The sequence below is a fragment of the Dietzia sp. CQ4 genome (assembly GCF_014145125.1).
GTDB classification, from domain to species: Bacteria; Actinomycetota; Actinomycetes; order Mycobacteriales; family Mycobacteriaceae; genus Dietzia; species Dietzia natronolimnaea.
On the sequence record NZ_JAALDZ010000427.1, the window covers coordinates 1 to 4815 of the forward strand.

The 4815-nt window shown below is 68.3% G+C and carries 4 protein-coding genes and 1 pseudogene; 1 reads left to right on the forward strand and 4 read right to left on the reverse strand.

The window, feature by feature from the left end:
- Window positions 1-67 precede the first annotated feature (67 nt).
- From G6031_RS18280 to G6031_RS18290, 3 genes are all read right to left on the reverse strand, one after another.
- Window positions 68-934: a hypothetical protein gene (locus tag G6031_RS18280; protein WP_182654049.1), complete on the reverse strand. Its 867-nt coding sequence runs from the start codon at window positions 932-934 to the stop codon at window positions 68-70.
- A gap of 30 nt (window positions 935-964) precedes the next feature.
- Window positions 965-1702: a hypothetical protein gene (locus G6031_RS18285; protein ID WP_182654050.1), complete on the reverse strand. Its 738-nt coding sequence runs from the start codon at window positions 1700-1702 to the stop codon at window positions 965-967.
- Window positions 1703-1791: 89 nt separating this feature from the next.
- Entirely contained in the window at window positions 1792-2502 is a 711-nt protein-coding gene (locus tag G6031_RS18290; RefSeq protein WP_182654051.1) for a hypothetical protein, read from the reverse strand.
- 469 nt (window positions 2503-2971) lie between these two features.
- Between G6031_RS18290 and G6031_RS18295 the strand changes: the two genes are divergently transcribed.
- Window positions 2972-4237, forward strand: a complete 1266-nt coding sequence (locus G6031_RS18295; protein ID WP_182654052.1) for a hypothetical protein — start codon at window positions 2972-2974, stop codon at window positions 4235-4237.
- A gap of 68 nt (window positions 4238-4305) precedes the next feature.
- On the opposite strand, the pseudogene G6031_RS18300 reads toward G6031_RS18295, so the two are convergent.
- A pseudogene (locus tag G6031_RS18300) lies at window positions 4306-4815 on the reverse strand (hypothetical protein); the annotation flags it as partial.

The following is a 4815-nucleotide window of genomic DNA, read 5'->3' on the forward strand; positions in this document are numbered from 1 at the left end:
GGGCCGGTCGCGTGATGCGACCGGCCCGTCCTCCTTCAGCTCGAGGCCACGCTCAAGCCAGTGACGATCAGGGGTCCAGGGGGTCCCCGTTGTCCTCAGCCGGCGGCTCCTCCTCGACCGGCGGCTCCGGATCGACGGGCCCGTTCCCGCTGCTGCCCAGCGAACCGAGAGACCCGGTCGCGAGGCTGCCGCTGTCCTCGGGGATGACGACCGGCGGGGGCCACCCCTCCTCGAAGGCAGACCACGCGTAGAGCTGGCCGGTGCCCTGCGCGGCGGCGGAGTTGGTGCCCTGCGCGCACATCGTGAAGTAACCGACCAGATCCGAACCGCGGGGCTGGGTGGCCGGCGGCCCGAGTGCGATCGTCCGGGTGACGGTCTGCCCGTTGGTCACCGCGAACGCACCGGTCGTGCCGTACAGCCCCTCGACCTTGGCCCTGGTGTTCTGCTCGGTGATCTGCGAGCGCAGCTGGACGGCTTCGCTCGCCATGTCCCCGAGGCTGCCCTGCGGGAAGAACTGGGTGAGCGGCCACAGGGGCATGGTGATCGTCGACCCCGACGCCGTGATGCTGACCATCTCGGCCCTGACGTTCTGGTAGCGCGAGTAGTACAGCGCCGACATCTCCACGACGGGCGCCGTCGAGACCGTACCGCCGGGTCGGGCACCCGCGACCGTGTCCTGGTTCGGCGCCTCGCAGAAGACGGTGAAACCGAGGTTGTTGGTCATCGAGACCTGGACGGTTCCTGCGGCGCGGTCGACGTTGACGATGTCGACGGCCATTCCCGCGTTGTTGACGACCACGGTGCGACCGTCGCCGTTGTCACCGGGGACCACGGTGACGGTGTTCTGCGCGGCTGCGGTTCCGGCCCCGCCCAGGGCGAGGAGCGCGGTCGCTGCCGCCGCTGTGAAGCCCTTGAGGGCCTTGGAGGTGGACATGAGACTCCTTGAAGTTGGGGTGGGAGGAGGTTACGAGCCGAGGGAGCCCGCGTTGAGACTCCCGGTGCTTTCAGGTGCAGGAGCCGGGTTCGGGTCCACGATGTTCTCGAGTCCGGTGTAGAGGAACCAGTCGTTGGTCACCATGTTGCGGCACATGAACACCGCGGCAGCCCGCCATTCGCCTCGGTCGCCGGTGGCCGGGACACCGAGTGCGGCCGAGTAGTCCACGGTGGCGCCCGCCGGGACGGTGAACTGGAGCGCGTTGTTCACCCGGGGGTCGCCCGTGCGTCCGGCGACCCGTGCCTCGTTGTGCGCCTGCCGCGGACCGGCTTCCGCCGAGCCGATGGCACTGCCCGCGGGGAACACGTCGAGGGCGGATCCGAACGACACCAGGTCGCCGTTGGCATTGGCGTCTGTGGGTCCGGTGAAGACCCGCGTCCGGTAGTACTCCTGGACCTCCGCGGCCGCCGCCGCGGTGGTGACCTGGCCGTACCCGAGCGCGGTGTTCTGCCCGCCGATGTTGAATTGCGGGACCTCACACCGGAAGTTCGCGTCGGTGGTGTTCTCGATCGAGCCGGTGATCTGTGTGGGCGCCTCGCCCTTGTCGTCGACCGTGACGACGAGGGAGGTGTCGTCGACCTTGATGACGTAGCCGCCGGGGTTCCCGCCGGGCACCTGGGCGAGCGCGGGTGCCGCGCCGGCCACGAGGGCCAGTGCGGCAGCCGCAGCGACAGCCCCGCGCACTGCTGTGGTGGTGGTTGAGATCATGCTTCACTGCTCCTGTCGTACCGGTCCTCGTGGAGAGACCGGGGTCCTATCGGATTGCTCTGATCGCGGCGTGACCGCGGGGTTGACTGTCAGCTGCCGAGGCTGCCCGTCGAGGTGTTGGTCGAGTAGGCCGGCTTCACGCCTCCCTCGTAGGCGTGGAAGGCATAACGCTGGCCGGCGATCGTGCAGGTCATGAACACGCCGGTCTGGAAGTCGGCGCGCTGTCCCTGGACGGGATGATCGAGCCGCACGTTCTGCTCGAACGCCGAGGTGGCCGGGATGGTGATGTTCGTCCCGAAGACGCCGTAATGGCCCGCGAGACGCGCCTGTTGCAGGGCTGCCTCGTTCTGGTTGAGGGCGTCCCACTCCGGATTGAAGAACTCGGCCGCGCTTCCGGCCTGGACCTGGGCCGAACCGAGACCGATGTTCTGCGGACCACCCGCGGCCGAGGGCAGGTTGAGGGTCAGGTCAGCGAGTTCGGACAGCGGGTACTGCGTGAAGTAGTCGACCGACCGGGCGACCACCTCGGCGGTGGTGACCGTTGCCGCCGGCCCACCGTCGATCCCGGTGCAGTTGAGGTTGGTGGCGGTGTTGTTCTGCAACACCACCCGGACGGTCCCGGCCTCTTGGTTGAGGGGCTCGACCGAGAGCTGGATCTGGGTGCTGTCGACCGGGTACACGGTCGTGCGGGGGTTGTTCCCCGGGATCTGGGCGTTGGCGGCCGGCGCTGCAGCGGCGACGAACGCCGCGGCCAGTCCGAGCGCCGCGATTCTGGCTGAAGGGTGCCACGTACGTGCCATGGATCGTTCTCCTTAACATTGGCTTAGATCTGGATGAAGTCGGATCCCGGGCCATCAGGGGCGACGACCGGCCTTCGTCTCAGATGGGTAGTCCCGGCAAGTGTGACATGACGCACAGCACTGTCACACCCGCCTTATTATTTAGATCCGATAACAGTTCACCCCAATTTTCACTAGATTCACAACTGACACGTCAGTAACAAAATTGACACATTTCGCTGAATCTGTCCTCTGCCAGCGCATTCTCGGGCCAGATCCTCGAGTTGGGAAGTCGCCGCTAAAAAGCACTCCGTCCAAATAAGACTGCGTATACCATTGGTACTCCCTAGTGGTTTATGTCACACTTCCCCTGTCACGACGTTCGCTCAGCAGACGAACAGACAACCCGAACGCCCGAAACGGGCCGCCGAACGGCCTCCAGCTCCACCCGTCGCACGGCGCTGGACACCTCCGAGATAAAGGACGCCCCATGTTGTTGAAACGCGCTACGGCGCTGGTGGCCGGAGCCACCCTGCCGCTGGCCACCGCCATCGCCCTCGCCCCGGCGGCTGCCGCCCAGAACTCACCGACCACCACGCAGCAGGTGGAGGTCACCTACACCTGCACCCCCGACAATGCGTTGAACATCGGGGGCGTGAACACCTGGACCAACACGGTGGAGGTCACGTACCCGACCTTCGTCTCACCGGGCGAGTTCTTCGACGTCTCGATCCAGCCGGGGCCGATGCAGCCCAACACCGTGCGCGTCGGCCGGATGACCTATGACATCCAGGCGCCGAGCAACGCCGACTACCGCACGCAGACGCTGACGGGCGGGGCGAGCGGGATCACCGCCGGCACGCCCTCGCTGACGGCCGTCAACCCGACCACCAAGGTGACCCAGGCCGGTACCGACGTTCTCCGCATCTGGGGCGGCACATCGGCCCGGTACGGAACGGGGACGGGCAACACCATCAACTCGGGCCTGCAGAAGAACAACAACCAGTCGTTCCAGCTGCCCGAGGTCACCTTCAGCATGCGCGCGCCGAACACGCCGAGTGAGCAGATCGTCTTCGGTCTGGCCGGGGCGGGGGCCACCGCCGCCACGGATGCGGCGTCGACGCAGTTCCAGTACACCCGAGGGACCACTGCGGGCGGCACCGGCACCACCGGCGCCCAGGTCGAGTGCGCTGTGAGCGCCAATGCGGCTGCGCTCACCACCACCACGATCACCAACGCCCCGTGGGTCCCGTTCGAGTGGAACACCAACCTGAACGTCCAGGCCCAGCCCGGTGCGCTCGACGAGGATTCGCTCGCGGTCAACGTGGTCACCTCGTTCGTCCGCCCAGCGAACAACTTCCCCGAGGGGACGACCGTCCAGATCTTCCGCGATGGTGTCGAGGTCGGTGAGGTCGAGATGCCGGCGTCCGGCACCACTGTCGCCTTCCCGGACGACATCCCGCGTTCCGCTGACACCCAGGTCTACCGCTACACGGCCGTGGTGAACAACACCGACGCGCTCGGCGATACATGGGTCGGTGCGACCGCCACCTCGTCGCCCGTCATCGTCACCGGGACCAACCCCGGTGCCGGCGGCGGGGGCGGTACCGGTTCGCTGGATCCCGGTTCCGTGGTCAACCCGATCGACAGCGCCATCGGCGGCTCGCTCACCTCGAGCCTGTCCGACTCGGCCGGATACGACGTCGCCCCGCTGTCGAGCCCGACCGTCACCGGTCTCCTGAGCTCCGCCAGCTGACACACCCCACATCAGCGAGAGGACCCGTCCGCGCATCCGGCGCGGGCGGGTCCTCTCGTTGCGGAAGGTCAGTCCCGGATATCCGGCGGCAGCTGGAGGCGGGTGGTCTGCTCGACGTCCGGTTCCACGCCCGGGCGCTCACGACCGGAACCCGTGCCGGTCGAGGCCGCAGCCGACGGCTCCGCGTCCGACGCCTCCTCCTCCGGCTCCGCACGGCGATGCTTGCCGCGTCCGGCCCGTGGGGGCGCGGGTGTCACCTCGGGCCGGAGCCACACGGGGGTCTGGTCGTCCGCCGGCTGCGCGTCCGAGGGCTGGGAGTGGCGCCCACCGATCCCCGAGTCGAGATCGGAGCCGCCGTCGATGCGTGCCGCGTCGAACCGCTCCACCTCGGTGCGGATCTCGTCCTCGTCGTCCTCCGACCCGAGCGGTTTGATCCCCGACCCTCCCGTGGCCACGCCCGCGGCCAGCGGCGGGACCGAGGCGTCCTCGGGATAGGCCTGACCGGCACCGCGTGTCGGCCGGGACAGGGGCGGGCGCGCGGGCAGGTGGTCCGCGGCCACGTCCCCGCGGGTCGGCAG